Here is an 18,151-nt window from a genome sequence, read left to right as displayed (position 1 = left end):
TTTACTTGGGCCATTTAAATTAATGCTTTCCTTTTTTATGATGATTAAGAGTTTCTTCTTTTAAATCAAGTTCATCACGTAAACGATGGTAAACACGTTCATTGATATTTTTATTTTTGCGCATTAGGTAAAGCGCTTCACGTTTGGCTTTGAGCGCCGATTTAGACATATCGCGCTCCATTTCAATCATTCTATGTAAATCATAAACATCCGATTCACTTTCATCTGAATTATCAAGTCGCCTACCGTAGATTTCGAGTAGTTGAGCACCAACTTCAGTTCGCATCGCGATTTCATCCACATCTTCTGAAGGGTGGTTCATTAGGTCACGTAAATGTGCCATTGCGGCTTCGTTTAATGCTAAACGAGCACGAATTTCGTCGTTATCGTACGGTAAATCCTGTACTAAGCCTTTGGTCAAAATTGGCAAGGCAATGCTGGCAATTAATAGTGAACATAAAATCACCCCCATTGCTAAGAAAATAGCCACATCACGATTTGGAAATAAGGAACCATCTGGCATCAATAAAGGTAACGTTAAAATACCGGCTAACGTAATCGCTCCGCGCACACCCGCTGTCGCCATTACTGCCATCATACGAATATGCATAACATCTGCTTCTTTACCGCGACGGCGTTTATGGAAGACTGTTAAAGTCATCGAGATCCACACCCAAGTAAAACGCAGAATCGCCAATGCAATTGTGATCACAGCAACATACACAAACAACATCCAAGGGTGGCTAGCACCTGCGGCTTCTGCAACTTCAGGCATATTGGTCCACATACCAGGCAACTGTTCGCCAAGTAAAATGAAAATCATCCCGTTTAATGCAGTTTGAACGGTATCCCAAACCGCTTTACTTTGCATACGAGTCGCTGCTTGCATTCGGCCTGCTATTTTCTCATAGTGCATCGCAATACCGGCAACAACCGCAGCTAAAATACCGGAAACATGCAGATGCTCTGCCAGTAAGTAAGCAGTAAATGGCATTAGCAAGCTAATCATTATCTGAATTGCCGGCTCTTCCCCTGTGCGTTTAACTAAGAATTGATTTAGCCAACCAATCGCCCACGCAACTAGCAGGCCTATTAAAATCCCACCAAATGCCACAAGTACAAACTGCCCAGCCGCAGAAGCTAGTGAGAATGTCCCAGTTAACGCCGCTACAACCGCAAAGCTAAAACAGACTAATCCAGTAGCATCATTCAGTAATGATTCCCCCTCAAGGATATGCGCCATACGTGAAGGCAATGGGGAGTTCACTGTCATTGCTGACACTGAAACTGGGTCCGTAGGGGACAAAATAGCAGCTAACGCGAATGCGACGGCTAATGAAATGGCAGGGATTAACCAATGAATAAAAAAGCCCATACCAATAACGGTGACAACAACTAAACCTATGGCTAGCGACATTATCGGTTTAATTTCTTGAAATAAGGCTTCTTTAGGGATACGCCATCCATCAAGGAATAATAAAGGAGGAATAAATAAAAATAGAAATAGATGAGGTTCAAATTCAACGGTAAAACCGTATAAAGACAAGCCAGCCCCTAGTGCTATCTGGATCAGGGGTAATGGAATAATATCTTTGAGCAGTCGTGAAACAAAAACGCTCACAACAACGGCTAATAAAAAAACGAGTACAAGTGTCACTACTGACATTGATTGCTCCATGTTTAGCTAATCATTAATTATCAGTAATGCAGTAAATAGATAAATTGAATCAATGTAAAGTAACTATTAATTATCAGATACAAAAAAAACAAAATTGGGAAATCGCCTAACAATCATTACGTTACAATTTTATTATTTTTTATACCACCTCTTAATATCGCTAATTATCTATTTGATAGATAAAAATAAAAAATGCACACCATAATAAGTTAAGTATTAATATAGAAAATATACCTAAACCATCATTATTAGACTATTGACTGTTCTTTTAAAGATACTTTGTTTATTCACTAGTTTTATCTGTATGACGTTTATCTATATTGTTCCCCTCAAAACTATGGCGCTCAATCAGCTCCCGCAATATTTGCTTAAGCATTTTACTTTTACGAACACCTAGCGGTGCTAAAACAGCTTCTTCATGCTGCTGTGCTGCGATAAGGAGATCATCAACTAATGACATCCCGCTCGATGTCACGCTAACTAATGTTATTCGTTTATCACTACCATTATGGTTATTATGGCGGATCACATGCCCTTGCTGTTCAAGTCGTTGTAGCACACGTGTAATTGTTGGCTGCTTACTCACTGTTTTTTGCGAAAGCTCAGTGATCCCCATAGACCCATTACCTGCTAATGTGGATAACACCCGCCATTCCAATACAGAAAGCCCTTTGGTTTCCACGGTCGCGTGAAACTCTGAAGAGACCAGCATCCAAGCCTGCCCAAGCAGGGCAGGCAAATAATGATCAACAAAAATTTTTGAATCTGGCATTTGCTCCCCTTGATAAGCACTATGCATTAAATCACCGCCCCTCAAAGAGTAACAGAAAAGAGCAATAATTCAGCTAAAACTTACCATTTAGCAATGAACCAAACCCACTAATACCAGTCTCTAAACCCAACTTTTTCAACATCATATACGTGGTAGCCACCGAAGACGATAATACGGGTAGCCCTACGCGGTCTTCAATAAGCTGTATTGACGGTAACGAAGGCATCTGTACACAAGCGGAAGCCACAATAGCATCCACTTGCGTATTCAATTTTTTGGTGATTTCAACGGGAGCTAGCGGGTTTTGCCGCCCCACATCCAAGTTATCAGGGATTTCTAGTGAAATGCTATCCACCACTTCAATGCCTTCATTTTCTATGTAATCAATCACTAACTGTGTGAGAGGTTTCATATAGGGCGTTAAGATAGACACTTTTTTTGCCCCAATAGCTTGTAACCCTTCCACTAATGCCCCTGCACTAGTTACAACTGGAGCTGGATGGCCATTATCCATGGTACGTTGAAATAAGCGTTTTTCAGAGACCCGATGGTAACCGTTCCCCATGCTCATGATCGCCACTAGGCAAGCATATCCCAGCACATCTACAGCAGCATCTGACAATTCAAGTGCGCAGCGGTCGCTATCTGAATCCATTTTTGCCAATTCGTCTTTGGTGACTTTTTGCATCCTCATACGGCTTGAGTGGAAAGTAAAACGCTCAGCAAATAGAGCTTCCCTAGCCCGTAATATAGCCGGGATCTCCGTTTCCATCGTGGTGTTGGATGAAGGTACAATTTGCCCGATCCGATATGTTCGCACTAAATTCATTGCCCTACCCCCCCAAACGGTTCTTCTGAGCTGGGAAAAACATTTAATTCATCGATATCTTGCCCTTGGTGATTAAAGCGTGCAGCAGTCAGCGGGCGACGATTTACCTGTAAATCAAAAATATCAAACCGATTATAGTGCCCAGTAATATCATGCATTTGCCGTGGCTGAATACAACGATTCAAATCAATCTCACCATACACAATGCCTTCTTTGTCAACCAATGGTTCACCAATCACCCGCCCATCAGGGCCGATAATGCCAGAAAAAGCACTATTAGGCCGCGCCAGTAAGTCACGGGCTTCTGGATGAGAGGCAGACATCGCCTCAATAATTTCCTCTGATACTGTTGAGCAAGCAATAATGGTGAATACTTTGCCTTCAAAACAGTGTGCAGAAGCGCGCAGACGAATAGCATCCGCCATATCGTAATCTTTTGGCGCAACGGGTAAAGCAATATAGCTGGCGATATGCACTAATTCCCCTTGGGCTAATAAAGCAAACCTCGCTAAGGTATTGGTATTTTCCCCGCACGCTAGGGCCCCCAATGGCCCAATACTCGTTTGGTGCACTTTTAATGAAGAGGCATCCCCATTGGCCCACGTCAGTTTTTCCGCCCATGTCGGTACCAGTTTGCGATGACGGCCTAAAATTTGCCCCTCATCCGAAATGGTGACTAATGTATTGTACAAAGTCGCGATGCCTGTAGGGCTGCGCTCATTGACCCCAATAACAACGTTAATGTGATGGCGTGCCGCAGCTTGCGCGACTTTTTGAATTTCCGGCCCCGGAACTTCGATTGCCGATTTACACAGTTTTTCAAACCACGGACTGCCGTCAATTGGGTTCATTACCCAACTCCAATACGGATAGCCTGCAATAAAAACCTCTGGAAAAGCCACTAATTTTGCACCGTTATCTGCGGCTTCCTCAATTAACCGACACACTTTATCCACAGTTGCGTCAGTGTCTAAAAAGACAGGAGCCGCCTGTACTGCTGCTGCTTTAAAACATTGAAGTTCTAACATGCTTCCCCCTTACACTGACACAACCGGATGACGCAATTCACCAATGTGTTCAACATAGGCCTCTATCACATCCCCCGGCCAAACCCACTCTTGAGGAGAGCGCCCCGCACCAACCCCCTCAGGCGTCCCAGTAGCAATAATATCCCCTGGCTCTAACGTAATACCTTGGCTGATATCTTCAATCAATGTATTCACATTGAATAACATATGACGGGTGTTTGAATCCTGTTTGGTCACACCATTCACTTTTAAGTTCAGGTTTAAATTATGGGGATCAGGGATTTCATCAGCAGTTACAATACATGGGCCAAACGGTGCATAAGTGTCTTGCCCTTTAGAGTAAATCCATTGCCCAGCACGGCGGCAATCACGCGCACTCATATCTATCATCAAGCTATAACCAAATACATAATTGAGGGCATCTTTAGCTGCAACCCTTTTCGCACGAGTCCCAATGACCACAGCAAGTTCGACCTCCCAATCTAATTGTTGGGTGATCTGCCCGTTATGTTCGATAGCCTCTCCAGGGCCAATTACGGTCGTTGGCGGTTTAGAAAAAATAACCGGTTGTTTAGGCAATTCTTTCGAAGTATCTAAAGTACGACTGGACTCAGCAACATGCTCTACATAATTTAAACCTATGCCAAAAATATTTTTACGCGGACGAGGAATAGGCGCTAAAATTTTCACATTTTGCACTGGCCATGCCGTACCCGCAGGAAATAACCCTTGGTAGATATTAAGCAACTCAGTACCCACGCGTACGCCTTGAGGGCCTAAATCAATAAAATCCAACATATTATCTGGTAGATATTGCCCCTGTTCTTCAGCTAGACGAGCTAAATCCACGACTTGCTGGTCAACAATAGCCCCTAAACGAGCAGCGGCAGTTACATCAGAACGGTAAGTTATTAAGCGCATATGATTTCTCCTTGAGTGCCACTTAGAATTGCACTCAGTTTCACGTAAAATTAGTTAATTAAAACCAGACAAAATTGTTATCAATAACTCAGCCTGTTAAGAGGCCACCTTTTGGTGCCCATCGTTATCTACTAAGGCTTCTTCGTAATACAGGCCTAAAGACTGCATCACGGGTAAATCATTAAAACAAAACAGACATGCGTCATCCGTTTGTGAAATATTGACGTGTTCATGGAACATCCACGACGGTACGCAGAAAATGTCACGCTCTTGCCAATCAAAGCGCTGGCCATTAATCACTGAATAACCTTGACCTTTCGCAACTTGATAAATAAAGCTCCCCGTATGGCGATGGGCTTTGCCCACAAACCCCGGTCGTAGCAATTGCATACTAGCCCCAATTGTCGGCATCACTGCCCCTCCCGTTAATGGGTTGGTGTAGTGCATCAAAATGTCATCAAATACCGAGCCATCCGCGACTTTTGCCGCACGACGTAATGCATCGTAAGTTGGCCCCCATTGATATTTAAATAATGGGGAATACGGTTTATCCCAGCCGATATCATGTGGCCTTAACGCAGTGCCGCCCCACATGCCAACAGGGTAATCAAGTGGGCGTGTCTGTACTTGGTGTAAATCAGGGTGAACTTTATAGAAACCGGCTTCCATGGCATTAACCAATGGAATATCAAGGCCATCTTGCCAAATGCACGGTAAACCATCTTCCGCTACCCCATGCTCATGCCATGTGCCGTTAGGTGTGAGTACAAAGTCGTTAGCTTCTAGCATCATTTTCTGCCCTTCTACGATGGTATAAGCACCACGACCTTCCATAATAAAACGCAACGCCGAAGAGGAATGAGCATGAGCAGAAGCGGCTTCTCCGGGATGCATGACTTGCAGACCGGAATACAACCACCCCACGGCGGCCGCCACATCTTGACGACCGGGGTTATTCAGGTAAATCACACGACGCCCTGCTTTTTCTGGGGTCACTAATTCCACCGAACGCAACACATGCTCACGTAGGTCACGGTAACGCCACAAAACTGGCACAGAACTAGACTGAGGTTGCCACGGCTCTATTTTGTTTGCGACTGTCCATAAAGCGCCAGTTTTTAGTGCATCCAGTTGTTGGTAATACGCGACAAGTTCAGGGGTGTCAGCTACATCAGCTCGACCCGCCACATTTTCACGATATTGGTCATGGGACTGTGTTCTCATGCTATTTTCCTCTTCATTTGCCAACGCCCTTAGCGTGACCTCAACGATTGGGTAAGCTGTTGGCGCCCGTATTCATACGCTGCTGGCCACTGTGTTTCCCAGCCATAGCGAGCACATTCATGTAATAACCATGCTGGGTCAGATAACAATGGACGCGACAATGCACATAAATCTGCCCGCCCTGCTGCGATAATGCTGTTAACTTGGTCAGCGTCGGTGATCGCCCCAACGGCGATCACCGGGACCCCGGCTTCGTTACGAATGCGGTCAGCCATTGGTGTCTGGTACATCCGGCCATACACCGGCTGCTGTTGCGGCGAAACCTCCCCTGAAGAACAATCCACCATGTCGACTCCCACTTGTTTCATCGCACGAGCAATTTGCACCGCATCATCTACAGTGGTCCCCCCGTCTACCCAGTCGGTACTGGAAAGACGTACTGACAATGGTTTTGACCACACTTGGCGTACTGCGCTGATCACTGCCAATGGAAAACGCAGGCGATTTTCTAACACCCCGCCATACACATCGGTACGTTGGTTGGTTAATGGAGAAATAAAGCTCGACAGTAAATAACCATGACCAGCTTGTAATTCAAGCCAATCAAACCCTGCTGCCTCAGCACGCTTGGCAGCGGCGACAAATTGGTTAGTTATTATTGCCATTTGTGCTTCAGTAAGTTCTGCCGGTGTTTGTGAAATATTGGGTAAATACGGTAGAGCAGAAGCAGAAACTAGTGACCAGTTCCCTTCTTTCAGCGGGTGATTTTCATTTTCCCAACCACGCTGAGTTGACCCTCGACGCCCTGCATGACCCAATTGAATACCAATTTTGGCACTGGTATTTTGATGTATAAAAGTCGTTATGCGCTGCCATGCCGAGACTTGCTCGTCATTCCATAACCCAGCACACCCCTCAGTGACACGTGCATCTGGGGCGATAGCCGTCATTTCTGCCATGACTAACCCTATTCCTCCTAACGCACGGCTCCCTAGGTGTACCAAATGGAAGTCTTCAACCACGCCTTGATTGGCGCTGTATAATAAGGTCGGTGAAGCCACCACACGGTTACTCAAGGTAACCCCACGTAACTGATAAGGTGTCAGCATTGGCGGTATATTGACTGGTGGTGTGACACCCGCTTGCGCGGCGAACCACTGTTCGTATTTTTCCAGCCAAGGAGTATCACGAACACGCAGATTTTCATGGGAAATACGTTGAGAGCGCGTTAACAAAGAATAAGCAAACTGCTCGGGAGCAAGGTTTTCATAGCGGCTAACATTTTCGAACCACTCGGTGGAATTACGCGCTGCATTCTGAATTTTCAGGACTTCCACGCTACGTACTTGCTGATAATGTGCTAGCCCATTGCGTAAATCACCTTTTGCAGTTTTCAAGCTTTCACACAGCTCAATCGCATCTTCTAAGGCTAATTTGGTGCCTGAACCGATAGAAAAGTGCGCAGTGTGAGCCGCATCCCCCATTAACACGATAGGTACATCTTTCCCTGATGTTGGTTGAGTCCAGTGTACCCAGTTATCACAAATGACCCGCGGGAAACGGATCCAAATTGCTGCGCCACGTAAATGCGCAGCATTAGCCATCAATTTTTCCCCTTCAAGCCATGGAGCAAACAAGTTTTCACAGTAGGTAATCCCATCTTCTTGCGACATCTGGTCAATACCTGCTTTTAGCCAAGTTTCTTCTGTCGTTTCAACGATAAAGGTTGATAACCCTTCTTGAAATTGATAGGCATGAACTTGGAACCAACCGTGTTCATTTTCGGTGAATAGGAAGGTAAATGCATCGAAAATCTTTTTAGTACCTAACCAAACAAAACGGCAACGACGCGGGTCAATATCTGGTTTAAATACCTCTTCATAACGCGTACGTACCGCGCTGTTAATACCATCGGACGCAATGACTAAATCGGCTTGGTACTGACGGGCGATGTCTTGATCGTCCGTGACTTGAGTTTCGAATACTAGCTCGACACCTAGTTCAAGGCAGCGGTCTTGCAAGATATTGAGTAATTTTTTACGCCCTATACCAATAAAGCCATGCCCCCCACTGCGGTGGCAAGTCCCTTTGAAATGCACATCAATGTCATCCCAGTGACTGAATTCCGCAGCAATGGTCTCTGCCGACTCAGGGTCTGCACGGCGTAAGTTATGCAGTGTTGCATCTGAAAATACGACCCCCCACCCAAAAGTGTCATATGGCCGATTGCGTTCCACTACCACAACCCGATTTTGAGGATTTTGCCGTTTCATCAGTAACCCAAAGTACAAGCCTGCAGGCCCACCACCAATACATACAATATTCATCATATTTCCCCTTTTGCGCTTACGGGTTGTTGAGCAGTTAACGCCTGATACAGAATGTCGGGTATAGGAATAGCTTGATGTGTCACTAGCGAGGTGGTGACATAAGTTTGTGTCACTTGCATGCGTAATTCCCCCTCTCGCCCTATGCAGCGCTGACGTAAGGTCAAAGATTTGCTACCAATACGTTCGACATGAAGCTCTAGCATCACTTCATCCCCCATACGGCTAATCGCGGTAAACTCAGCGTCTAAGTGTACGGTCGGCAACCCAAACCGTTGTTCAAGGATATAACCGGCAAACCCTTGAGGAATGAGTTCATCAAACCAGTGTTCAAGTAGGTTGTTAAACATCACAAAATACTGGGGATAAAAAACGATCCCAGCAGGGTCACACTGCGAAAAATGAATTTTATGTGGTCTAGAAAATTTCAGTAAGCTCATGATTTACCCTTAATTTATAGCCAGCCGTTGGCGACATTTTTCTAATTCTTTTCCATGTTCATCAGCCAATGCAGCTTCACGCAGTTCCCGCAAATTAATTGGCGCTAACTTACTACCCTGCTGGGCAACGATATCCATTAATATTTGGAAATTACGCAACCCTCGAGCATGTGTATCGCTATACCCCTTAACCACACGCTGGCACTGCGTAATTTCTGCAGCTAGTGCAGGGTTGGTTTGTGCAGCCTGAGCCACTAGCTCTAGCCACTTTTCAATCCGTTGTGTTTCAAGTTGATAACGTAACGTCGAACGCCGTCCTTTTCGCCAAGCAGCTAATAGATACAACTGTAAAAAACCAAAGAAAGAACTGGTAGTGATGGTGCGCCCTTTTTCTGTCACTTTGCGAAGCGCTTTGTGTAACCAATGTGGACGCATTAACCAGCGACCTAAATTTTTGGGAAGCGTTTCGCAGATTTCTTCAATGCGTGGATGCATAAATTCATTGATATTCAATAATTGGTTATCTTTTGCCTGTACTTCATCGCGTACTCGCGCAAATCGGCTATCACGGATTTTCAGGTCAGCCACACGGATGGTGTCCTCATAAGACATCCAAAGGGCCAAATGGCGTGCAAGTGCCCGCTGTAACCGCTCATCTTGGCCACCATTTTGCGCAAACAGGTTATTAAGGCGATTCAAGTACAACGTGGCATAAGCAGGGTCTTGGTAATCAATAAGCCGACGGATGCCTTCGGTGACCAGATAATGCACATGAGGAGAAAATTCATTTTCGACACGCGCTAGTAACGCTGAAACTTGCTTGTTTTTAGGTGTATGTATCACGTTTTGTGCTGATGGCGCTTGGTAAGGCTCTTCCGGGTGTACTGACTTTTCAGCACCTAATGCGAAAGCACGCAAGCTTGGTTTTACACCGACGCCACCACGAACAATCGTTTCCTCAAATTGCGTGCGGCTAAAGGGTAAGACCCCTGAACCAAACAACGCACCAAATAGAACCGCGCTGATGACACTGCCTGTATCCTGTGCCGCTTGTGACATATCAAAATGAATAAACTGGCGGGCAGATGAACTTGCGTGACGAATAAGTGCTTGGCTATCGACGCGCCCATCTCCCATCGCTGACTTTTCAGCAATTGAGTAAACACGGTGTGTCGAGCTGATTAAGGTCGTCCGTTCTGGTGTAACAAAACCCCGTTGAACTGCTCTGCCCGCTTCCATTAACTCAGAAGCCAGTACTACATCAACATCACCCGGCATAGGCATCAGGGCTAAAACTGGGCGTGGCGTTTGTAAGTTATCTGCGCCAGGAAATAACTCGACATAATAAATCGTCGCTCCCGTACGCTGGGCAACACCAGGTACTGAAGTTGTTTGCGCAAAATAACCATTTTCTTCGCCTAGATTGACTATCCAATCCGCAAGAACTCCGCCACCTTCACCACCCATCGCTAAAATCGCTATTTTGATGGGCTGCAATGCTATTGAGGATGAAAGCATTTATTCCCCCTTAAAAACTGAATTGTTCACGACGACGCGAATCACGACGTTGTAAATAACCAATAAACCAACCTCGAATACGGTGGCATAGCTTGTCCCAGCCAGTTGGATTAGTGATAATCTGGGCTTTAAAAAATGAAGGGCATAAAACAGCGGCATGAGAAACCTCACCGCATAAGCCGCAGCCCACACAGCTATTCATTACTGTTGCAACTGGGTCAGTTCTCAATGGGTCTTGGTTGGGCTTGATGGATAAAGATGGGCACCCTGATAAACGAATACAGGAGTGATCTCCCGTACATGTATCAGGGTCGATACCGAAACGTTCACGCACGACTCGTTTACCCGCAGCAACATCAGTACGAACCTTTTTCTTTTCACGTCGCTGTTTATTCAACATACATTCGCTTTGTGCAATGAGGACTTTTGGCCCTTTCTCATCAGTAGTTAAAGCTTCACGTAATGTGTTAGTCATGGTTTTCAGGTCATAAGTGTGTTTAATGGTTTTAACCCAATTCACACCGACCCCTTTCACGGCCTTTTCGATTTCATGGCCCGTGCTACGCGTTGGGTTTAAAGCGGTTGATGAAAGAATATCTTGTCCACCCGTTGCTGATGTATAGCTGTTATCAACAACAATGGTTAAATTATCACTACGATTAAACACGCTATTCGCAATACCACTGGTTAAGCCGTTATGCCAAAAGCCGCCATCACCCATAACTGAAATAGCGCGCTTCCCTGCTTTTGCATTCAAGGCCGCAGCACCCGCACCTCCCAGCCCATATCCCATGGTGGTATTACCTAAATTAAAAGGAGGCAGTATGGAAAATAAATGGCAACCAATATCTGCACTGACATGGTGTTCACCCAATTCACGTTCAACCAGTTTCATCGCAGTAAAAATAGGCCTTTCTGGGCAGCCAGTACAAAAACCGGGTGGGCGTGCATGTACCGAGCTATCTAATGTTGGCTCTGCTGCATTCACATATTCAGGTAGAGGGTCATCAAGCTGTTGAGTGGCAATGTTAATGGTTGGAATACGGATTTGCTTTGCAGCGGCTTTAACTTGAGGCTCAATTTTTCCGTAATGTTCAAGGAAAGAACGCAAGCCAGCAAGCACAGTCGCTGTATTGTATTCACCTGCCATCGGCAACATATCCTTGCCATGTAATTCAATATCAATATTTCGTTGGCGTAGGATATTTGCTACGTTTTGCTCTACAAAGTTCGGTTGCCCTTCCTCTAGAATAAGAATGGCCTTTTTATTGCGGCAAAAACGCTCAAATTCATCATCAATTAGAGGATAGGCCACATTCATCACGTATAACGGTATTTGGCTGTTACCAAAAACATCCGCTAATCCAATTTGATTTAAAGCGCGGATCAACGTGTTATAGCACCCCCCTTGTAATGCAATGCCCACATCTTCTGCGTCTTCAGCAAAAAATTCATTCAGCTCACGCTGTTGGATAAATTTAATTGCAGCAGGCCAACGTGCTTCAATTTTTTCTTTTTCGTGCAAGAAACTTGCTGGCGGCAAAACAATACGGCTAACGTCTCTTGTCGGGTTTTCGAGGGCATCTTTTACGGTAAATTTAGGGTGTTGATTATCAGAGCAAATGAATTGCCCATGAACATGGCAAGAGCGAATACGCATCTGTAACATGACAGGCGTATTACTCGCTTCAGAAAGATCAAACCCATCTTTTACCGCTTGAACAATAGATGGCAAATTAGGACGAGGGTCAAGTAGCCACATTTGAGACTTCATCGCGAAAGCATGGCTACGCTCTTGCATAATAGATGAACCTTCGCCGTAATCTTCCCCAACAATGATCAGTGCCCCACCCAGTACCCCGCCAGAGGCTAGGTTTGCTAGAGCATCAGAAGCGACGTTAGTACCCACAGTTGCTTTAAAAGTCACTGCTCCACGAAGAGGATAGTTCACGGAAGCCGCGAGGGTTGCGGCCGCCGTTGCTTCACTGGCACTGTTTTCAAAACGTATTCCATACTCAGATAAAATATCTTGTGCGTCAGCAAGTACATCCATTAAGTGTGAAATAGGCGCACCTTGGTAGCCAGCTACATAAGAAACACCTGATTCCAATAGTGCTTTTGTGACAGCAAGAATGCCTTCACCACTAAACGTTTCCCCTTGCCCTTGTCGTAATTTTTCAACTTCTTGTATAAACGATCGCTCAGCCATTTTTACCTCACCCGTAAACGTCAGAACGTTTTTATCTTTTTTGTGTTTCTTTCTTGTATCCTTTTTGTTAATGAAAGGTCAATCCATGATTAATCATGGATATTAGATTTATGCAGAGAGTGGATAAGGCTTGCAGATAGGGGACAAATCGCCAATGAAAACAACTAGAAAATACTCTTTTTCAGCAAAATAACTGAAAAGAATTAACCTCAAAAAATAAATTGATGATGCAAAAAATAATATAATTGCAGTAAATAACCCCTATAAAAATAAAGGTATTAGCTATTTAATTCAACATAACAAAACTAACTAGATAATTAATTTGATAAATTCACTAACCGATAGATAAATAGAAACAACAATATGATAAATCATGAATAATTAGCTAATTAAATTATTAAAATAACGTTATATTTTATATTGTTAGCACCATCACAATAACCACATAGTTTCTATTTTTTTGCATTTTTTGGATAGTTTCTGCACGTTTTTAGCTAGGTAAGGAAAACTGTTTATGCTATGTTCAATTCACATTTGGTTAAAAAATAATTAATGAAATGTTAATTAAAAATGGAATATAACTGCTTTTATCCTGAATAGTGGATCACTCTTCTCTTAAAAAGAAGTGTCACATCATTAATCGTATACAATAACCATTTGAATTAATTTATAAAAAATATAAAAAATGATAACAATGCAGCTAAAGATTGACCAAATATGAAATAAAGCTGAAAAATAATTTTGGAGGTACCTCCGATGTTGAGCAACTCGTGGCCCCATTCACCTGCACCTCAGATTGAAAATCAGCTCTGTTCTTCCGAGCGCTTATTGTTTACATCCGCAGATCCCGAGGAGATCAAGTCCATGGTTGGTCGGGTGATGAAGCCCCATCAGTTTCATTTACTCAACCCACATCAACGCCTTGATGCCCGTATGCATTATATTCCCATGGGGGATATTTCGCTGAGCCGTCTACGATATGGCGCTGATGTTACTATTGCTCCAGGGCAACTGCAGGACTTTTTCCTAGTACAAATGCCGTTGTCTGGCAGTGCGACCATTGAAAGTGGCGGAAAATGTATAGAATCCACACCACAAATGGCATCGTTACTTAGCCCAGAAGAATCAACAACCATGCGTTGGAATAGCGATAACGATCAGTTTATGTTGCGTATTTCTCGCTCCTTACTAGAACGGTCTTTAGTTGGCCAGCTAGGACACACTTTAGATAAACCATTAGTTTTTCAGTTGGGTTTTGCATGGCAATCCTGTATTGCATGGCGCACCTTAATGAATTACTTAATTGAATGTGCCACACGTACACCGGATCTACTACAACATAAGTTGATCACCACACAAGTTGAGCAATTGGTTTCTGTCACTCTTCTCTCCACCCAAGGCCATAACTATACTGAAGATTCTGGAATGCGCAGAGCCACAATCCGTCCTCGCCATGTCAGGCGTGTGCAGGAATACTTAGAAGCTCATGCCCATGAACCTATTACAGTTGAGCAACTAGCCCACATTGCGGGAGTCAGTTTACGTAGCTTATATGCCGGCTTTAAAGAGTTTTTAGATATTAGCCCAATGCAATATCTACGCGATTTACGAATGGAACGGGTAAGAGCCGAACTGCTTTCTGGGGAAGCGACCAGTGTCACGGGAGTCGCATTACGTTGGGGATTTGCTCATATGGGACGTTTTAGTGCGGAATATAAACAACGATATGGTGAAACGCCGAGCCAAAGTCTGAAAAAAGCCTAAATGATGTCTTACACAAAGCCCTACATCGCTATTTTAACACGGTGTAGGGCTTTAATTTATTATACTCGTTAGAATGGAATGGCCGCTTTTAAATAAATTTGCGATCCTTCTGGGCGGTTTCTCACTTCAAAATCTTTTTCCCATTTAGCCGTAAATAACCAGCCTTGAGGGTTGGCATAACGAATGGATGGCCCTATCGAATAGGCTCGGGCTTTTCCTTGTGCTGAATTTGGCCCACTATCATTTGTTGTTTGCATAAAAGCATACCCGCCAATCCCTGCAACCCAACCATTTCCAAAGCCCCAGCCTAAGCCATAATCAGCATGAAATGCTTGGCCTGAACGTGTTTTTGTATCGTTATTACGGAAGTTAAAATCATACATCATTTTTAAATCGGCATTCACACCAACTGGGGGAATATAACTTATTGCCCAGACAGGCTGTAATGCCCAGTAATTTTTCCCCAGACTTGATGGGTCAGTTTTACTGTATTTCCCTGTTGGGGCGTAGGCATCTAACCCCACCACATAGTGTAAATCTGCCGATGGATGAAAACCTAAGGCTGGTCCAAATGTCACATCGCCAAGGCCACGGCTGTTGTCTTTCTGACCTGCTGCCTTTGCGGTAACATCCAATAATGGCACAATCGTATGGAAAGCTAAGTCACCACCAAACACTTTTTGGTCTGTCACCCAAATCAGCCTTGGCGCTAATACATTCACATTTACACTAAAACCCGGCACAGGGATTTTATCCCCTTTGTTATCGCGAATACTGTCATAATGCGCATTTCCACCATATATCAGTACATGGACACCTTGTGGTGGTAGCGCCCCTGACATAAAGTTTTCGAGACCATCGGGATAAACACCTAATCCACCACCTTCGGTAGCGACCGCACCAAATGAAAGAATACTGAGACACGAACCTGCAACAAGCCTACTGATTATTTTTGTTTTCATCATATTTCCTGCCATAGTGGGTTGTCTTACTGTGTGTGCTTTGCCTGCGATAGTACAAATCCATTGCTGATTTATTTATGTCCTACGTTTGACTGCCAATTTTTGTGCAACAAGGTAACCAGAGCCACCACCAAGCCCGGGGCCGGGATGTGTTGATGCGCCAATATGAAAGAGATTTTTTACTGCTGTTTGATGTGCTTTTGTTTGCCCCGTCGCCGCAAAAGGGCGTAACCAAAAGAATTGGTCTGGTGAGCAAGTCCCTGAGTAAGGATCACCGCCGACGAGATTGCAGTTATAGCGTTCAAGATCAGCTGGAGAAATCGCTTTACGGCCGACAATCAGTGAAGAGAACCCCGGCATAACTTGTTCTAAACGCTGCTGTATCCGATCAGCTACTGCTTCACGCACTTGCTCATTCCACTTTCCATCTTCTGGAATTGAAATTTCACCAGCACTATCACCTTTTAAGGTGCGAGGAAGCTCCTGCATTTGAACCCATAAAATCCACCCTCCATCGGGGGCCCTGCTTGGGTCAAGCGCTGTCGGCTGACCAATACCAAACGTCGGTTTATCAGGTAAGTAACCGTTATTCGCTTGGGCCACAGACAAACAAACCTGTTCCATACTTTCCGTAAAATGAACCAAAGGAACATGAAGAAGCTCAGGGTTACACCAAGGAGGAGGAGCACTCAGTGCAAAATGGATTTGCATCCCCGCACGCCCATAACGATAACCGTTTGACCTTTGCTTTATTTGTGGGGAAACATTATCAAGCAATACGCCATATAACTGAGTCGGGGTAACATTGCATATCACGCTCTCTGAAGCGCTAATGTCCTGCCCATTAGCCCTAACCCCTGTTGCTCGGCTATTCTTCCCAAAGCCTTGAGTAATAATTTTTTCAACGTGCATCCCTGTTTTGAGCTGCCCACCATGGGCTTCGATAACCTTCGAAAACGCCTCAACAATGCGCTCGCTCCCACCTTTTACAACAGGCATACCACCAGCAACTACCGCTGCAAATGTGAGTTTCCCAATTAGCGCAGAACTCGCTTCATCAGGCCCTAACCCTGTATGTAATACCCAAGGCGCCATTAAAGCTCGGCTAAAATCATGTTGTAGCTCACGCTCAGACCAACGGCGAAAGCTTTCTATTCCAGACTTAGCAAAATCCAATAACCCATCTACACCTCGTTTGCGCCATTGCGAAAATAATAATTTCAACATGCCCGCACTGTATGGGTTTTGCCCTAATAAACCAAATGTCAGTGCTGCGTCTTGGTTAAATAGCGTCTCTGCCATTTTACGAAATGTCGTACCGTCTCCCGGTGCTAAACTATCAAGTTGCTTTGCTGCTTCAGCAATATCGCGCTTTAATGCAACAGACTGACCATCTGGCTGAACTAACCCTGTCGAATAATCACATTGGCAAAACTCTAAACCATATTTTTTTAAATAAGGTTCGAGTTCCTGATAACCGGGACTGCCTACGAATAACGAATACCAGCAAGACAGTAAGTCGTGGGTATACCCCTCAAATAAATTTTCAGTACGAATGCAGCCCCCTAAGCGGTCATTACGCTCTAGAACCAGTACTGATTTACCGCGTACCGCCAATAAGGCGGCACACATTAATGAGTTCATCCCGCTGCCAACAACAATGACTTGAGGGTGAGAGTGTGTTGTCATAAATCACCCCACCAGCGCTAGTACACGTAATGGGCTACCTGAGCCCCCTTCAATTTTTAAAGGAGCGGCAACAATGACGACGCCAGTTGCAGGTAATTTATCGAGGTTTTTTAAACATTGTAGGCCATATTTATTGCTGCCATGCATCAATGTGTGACAGGGATATGCAATTGGCCAACGATAAGATTGCCCTGCATCAGTATTAATAGTCTCAACACCAAACCCTTTCACATCACGCTCATGAATAAGCCACTCAACCGCTTCTTGCGATGGTCCGGGTGTGTGTGCACCATCTTCGTGCATATTTACATATTCCACAGGGTTATCGGCCTTTTTTGACCAATCCGTCCGAAATAATACCCATGCCCCTTTTGGGATTTTGCCGTGTTTGTGTTCCCATTGTTGTAGAAACTCTACCGTCAGTACCCAATCTGCATTGTTAGCCACTTCTTGGCTGGCATCGACCACAACCGCTGGTGCCACAAAATTTTCGACAGGGATCGTATCTACGGTATTATTGGCTTGGTCTTTGCCGCTTATCCAATGAATAGGTGCATCAAAATGGGTTCCTGTATGTTCCCCACAACTAAAATTATTCCAATACCACCCAGGGCCGTTATCATCGTAGCGGGAAATTTGTTCCATACTAAATGACCATACTTGCCCAAATTGTTCGGGTAACTGCAAGGCAGGAAACGATGGGGATAATGTCTGCGTCAAGTCAACAACGCGAATATTGCCCTGTTGCAATTCTTTTACGAATGTCATCAATGCTGGCTGGTTCATAATC

14 protein-coding genes are annotated in these 18,151 nt (G+C 44.5%); 1 reads left to right on the top strand and 13 read right to left on the bottom strand.

The window, feature by feature from the left end; all coding sequences use genetic code 11:
• Window positions 1–19: 19 nt before the first annotated feature.
• The 10 genes from P3L56_RS02540 to P3L56_RS02495 form a co-directional block, all read right to left on the bottom strand.
• Window positions 20–1,666 carry a Na+/H+ antiporter gene (locus P3L56_RS02540; RefSeq protein ID WP_131680239.1) on the bottom strand — a complete coding sequence of 549 codons (1,647 nt, stop codon included), beginning with the start codon at window positions 1,664–1,666 and terminating at the stop codon, window positions 20–22.
• A 295-nt stretch (window positions 1,667–1,961) separates the two neighbouring features.
• Complete coding sequence (locus P3L56_RS02535; protein WP_048608822.1) at window positions 1,962–2,450, bottom strand: MarR family winged helix-turn-helix transcriptional regulator; 489 nt, start codon at window positions 2,448–2,450, stop codon at window positions 1,962–1,964.
• A gap of 73 nt (window positions 2,451–2,523) precedes the next feature.
• Window positions 2,524–3,279: an Asp/Glu racemase gene (locus P3L56_RS02530; RefSeq protein WP_166687121.1), complete on the bottom strand. Its 756-nt coding sequence runs from the start codon at window positions 3,277–3,279 to the stop codon at window positions 2,524–2,526.
• Complete coding sequence (locus tag P3L56_RS02525; protein WP_048608766.1) at window positions 3,276–4,307, bottom strand: carbon-nitrogen hydrolase family protein; 1,032 nt, start codon at window positions 4,305–4,307, stop codon at window positions 3,276–3,278. The genes P3L56_RS02530 and P3L56_RS02525 overlap by 4 nt, the downstream gene beginning before the upstream one ends.
• 9 nt (window positions 4,308–4,316) lie before the next feature.
• The gene (locus P3L56_RS02520) at window positions 4,317–5,228 is read right to left on the bottom strand and encodes a fumarylacetoacetate hydrolase family protein (protein ID WP_272686174.1); all 912 of its coding nucleotides are present in this window, start codon (window positions 5,226–5,228) and stop codon (window positions 4,317–4,319) included.
• Window positions 5,229–5,324: 96 nt separating this feature from the next.
• On the bottom strand, window positions 5,325–6,452 hold the full coding sequence (locus tag P3L56_RS02515; protein WP_042848452.1) for a cupin domain-containing protein: 1,128 nt from the start codon (window positions 6,450–6,452) through the stop codon (window positions 5,325–5,327).
• Window positions 6,453–6,481: 29 nt separating this feature from the next.
• Window positions 6,482–8,782 (bottom strand): bifunctional salicylyl-CoA 5-hydroxylase/oxidoreductase, encoded by a 2,301-nt coding sequence (locus tag P3L56_RS02510; RefSeq protein ID WP_272686175.1) that lies wholly within the window; start codon window positions 8,780–8,782, stop codon window positions 6,482–6,484.
• Window positions 8,779–9,219 (bottom strand): acyl-CoA thioesterase, encoded by a 441-nt coding sequence (locus tag P3L56_RS02505; protein ID WP_042848455.1) that lies wholly within the window; start codon window positions 9,217–9,219, stop codon window positions 8,779–8,781. The genes P3L56_RS02510 and P3L56_RS02505 overlap by 4 nt, the downstream gene beginning before the upstream one ends.
• A gap of 9 nt (window positions 9,220–9,228) precedes the next feature.
• Window positions 9,229–10,737 (bottom strand): indolepyruvate oxidoreductase subunit beta family protein, encoded by a 1,509-nt coding sequence (locus P3L56_RS02500; protein ID WP_048608769.1) that lies wholly within the window; start codon window positions 10,735–10,737, stop codon window positions 9,229–9,231.
• A 10-nt stretch (window positions 10,738–10,747) separates the two neighbouring features.
• Window positions 10,748–12,946, bottom strand: a complete 2,199-nt coding sequence (locus P3L56_RS02495) for an indolepyruvate ferredoxin oxidoreductase subunit alpha (protein WP_129466995.1) — start codon at window positions 12,944–12,946, stop codon at window positions 10,748–10,750.
• A gap of 756 nt (window positions 12,947–13,702) precedes the next feature.
• Between P3L56_RS02495 and P3L56_RS02490 the strand changes: the two genes are divergently transcribed.
• Entirely contained in the window at window positions 13,703–14,710 is a 1,008-nt protein-coding gene (locus tag P3L56_RS02490) for an AraC family transcriptional regulator (protein ID WP_042848460.1), read from the top strand.
• Window positions 14,711–14,778: 68 nt separating this feature from the next.
• Here the strand turns inward: P3L56_RS02490 and P3L56_RS02485 are convergent, their stop codons facing one another.
• The 3 genes from P3L56_RS02485 to P3L56_RS02475 form a co-directional block, all read right to left on the bottom strand.
• Window positions 14,779–15,672, bottom strand: a complete 894-nt coding sequence (locus P3L56_RS02485; protein WP_226619005.1) for a transporter — start codon at window positions 15,670–15,672, stop codon at window positions 14,779–14,781.
• 75 nt (window positions 15,673–15,747) lie between these two features.
• The gene (locus P3L56_RS02480; protein ID WP_272686176.1) at window positions 15,748–17,361 is read right to left on the bottom strand and encodes a phytoene desaturase family protein; all 1,614 of its coding nucleotides are present in this window, start codon (window positions 17,359–17,361) and stop codon (window positions 15,748–15,750) included.
• A 3-nt stretch (window positions 17,362–17,364) separates the two neighbouring features.
• A complete protein-coding gene (locus tag P3L56_RS02475; RefSeq protein WP_042848463.1) occupies window positions 17,365–18,147 on the bottom strand; it encodes a cyclase family protein in 783 nt (260 codons plus the stop codon).
• Window positions 18,148–18,151: the final 4 nt, after the last annotated feature.

This window comes from Providencia sp. PROV024 (genome assembly GCF_032709665.1).
Taxonomy (GTDB): Bacteria; Pseudomonadota; Gammaproteobacteria; order Enterobacterales; family Enterobacteriaceae; genus Providencia; species Providencia huashanensis.
The sequence above is the reverse complement of the archived record's forward strand: the minus strand, read 5'-3'. Positions and strand labels throughout refer to the sequence as shown.